This window comes from Pseudomonas sp. NFACC24-1 (genome assembly GCF_900115235.1).
GTDB classification, from domain to species: Bacteria; Pseudomonadota; Gammaproteobacteria; order Pseudomonadales; family Pseudomonadaceae; genus Aquipseudomonas; species Aquipseudomonas fluorescens_AA.
Window position 1 is genome coordinate 1 of sequence record NZ_FOVS01000080.1, and the last position, 2,403, is coordinate 2,403.

Sequence of the window (2,403 nt, forward strand, 5' to 3'; positions counted from 1 at the left end):
ACCCCCTTTGGTGTGCCGGTAGAACCGGAGGTGTACATGATGTAGGCAACCGCTTCGGCGCTCTGGGTCAGGTCGAGGTTATCGGCGGACTCGTCCAGCTCGACGGTATCCAGGTCGACACGCACAGGGCCTCGCGTCGCGGTCGTGGCACTCAGGGTCAGCAGCACCCGCGCCCCGCTGTCTTCGATCATGAACTGCTGGCGTTCCAGGGGCGCGTGGATATCCAGCGGCACAAAGGCGGCAGCGCATTTGAGCACTGCCAGTTGGCTGACCAACAGTTCTAGAGAACGCTCCAGCAAAATCGCCACGCGCTCCCCCGGCTGTACGCCCAGGCCGACCAGATGACGGGCCAGGCGATTGGCCCGCTCGTTCAGCTCGGCGTAGGTCAGGCTGTGCTCGTCATGCACGGCCGCCAGCGCCTCGGGATTGGCCTGTACCCGTGCCTCGAACAGACCATGGACGGTCCTGTCCTGCGGATAGCTGCGGGTCGTGGCATTGAATTCCACCAGCAGTTGGCGACGCTCGGCCGACGGCAGGACCGATACGCTGTTCAATGGCGTCTGTGGCGCCTGCTCCAACGCAGACACCAGGTTCTCCAGCACCACGTTCATGTAAGCGCAGATCCGCTGCGCGCCGATTTGCGGCAACGCCAGCGCGGTCAGGTGGAAATCTTCGCCCAGGTCATCCACCGACAGGGTCAGCGGGTAGTTGGTGCGCTCTTCGTTGCTCAGGAGCTCGATGCCGTTCCAGGCCGCCAATGCATCGGTCGAAGTCACATCCGCGTTGCTGTGCCGATAGTTGAGCAAGGCACTGAACAGCGGCATCGGCGCGACCACGCCGCTGCAACGCTGGGCCAGGGCCAGGGACGCATGCTCATGACCCAGCAGGCCGGTCAACCGGGCATGTGCGGCCTTGGTACTGCCGCGCACATCCTGGTCGCCCACGTCCAGCCGAAGCGGCAAGGTGTTGATGAACATGCCCAATGCATGTTCGGCACCGTCACCACCCTGCATCCGGCCCATCAACACAGTGCCGAATACTACGTCCTGTTTGCCGGACACCTGGCTCAGTACCCGCGCCCAGGCCAGGTGATGCAGGCTCGCCGCACTCACGCCCAACGTCCGGGCCTGGGCCCGCAGACGGCGACTCAGGTCTGCGCAAAGGTGCAACCCGGCCTCCTCGATATCGCTGCCGTCGCCGCGCACATCCTGTACACCGAAGGGCAGCGTCGGTTCGTCGATGTCGCCGAGCATGTCGCGGAAAAATGCTTCATGTTCCTCGCGGCTGACACCCAGGCGAGCCTGGGCCACGTAGTTGCGGAAAGGTGCCGCTTCACCCAGTTGATCACCCTGGCCCAGCAGATGCATCTGCATTTCGTGGCGCACCACTTCCAGCGCCGTGTGATCCAGTGCCATGTGATGGAACAGCAACAGCGCTACCCAGCGCTGGTTGGCCGGGTCATGGGCAAAGGCAATGCGCATCAGCGGTGCCTGTTGCATATCGAGACGGTAATGCAGTGTGTCGAAGCGCTCGCGCAGTTGTCTGGCGATATCCCCCGCCTCGGCGGCCAGTACCACCTCCTCGACCGCCAGCTGCGCTTTGCGCCAGACCACTTGCACCGGCTCGTCCAGACCTTCCCAGACCACCGACGTACGCAGGATGTCATGGCGATCGATCACCGCCTGCAGCGCATGGGCAAATGCGTCCAGGCGCCCATGGTCGGTGACGGTGAACGTTGCCTGCAACACATAGGGGTCACCGGTGGCCGCTGCAATGTGGTGGTAGAGAATGCCTTCCTGCAACGGTGCCAGGGGGTAGATGTCTTGCACATTGCGCGCACCACCCGGCACCGTCGCGACGATGCGGTCGATGGCCTGCTGGTCCAGAGCGACCAGCGGCAGCATCGCCGGCGTGATTCGAGTGCTCCCCAGCAAAATCCCGTTGTCCGGCACCTCGACATCGCGACCGCTACCGACCGCGGCGGCCAGCGCCATCAAGGTCGGCTGGCCGAACAGCACGCGCACGTCAGCGCTCAGTCCGACCTGGCGCATCCGCCCGATCAGGCTGACGGCCAACAGCGAATGGCCGCCCAGCTCGAAGAAGTGGTCGTGACGGCCGATCTGTTGCACGCCCAGCAGGCCCTGCCAGATCTGCGCCAGGGCAATTTCGACTTCGCCTCGAGGGGCTTCGTAGCCGCGGGTGATGACCGAATCCAGGTCTGGGGCCGGCAAGGCCTTGCGGTCGAGCTTGCCGTTGGGGGTCAGAGGCAAGGCATCAAGGTGTACGTAGGCTACCGGGACCATGTAGGCCGGCAATTGCCCTTGCAAGTGGCGGCGCAGGGTTTCGATGTCCACCGTTTCGGATTGAGTGAAGTAGGCCACCAGGCGCTTGTCGCCCGGCACG

General features: G+C 64.3%; 1 protein-coding gene. It reads right to left on the bottom strand.

The window, feature by feature from the left end; genetic code table 11:
• A partial coding sequence (locus tag BM317_RS29565; RefSeq protein ID WP_139236104.1) for a condensation domain-containing protein occupies positions 1 to 2,403 on the bottom strand: 2,403 nt, incomplete at both ends.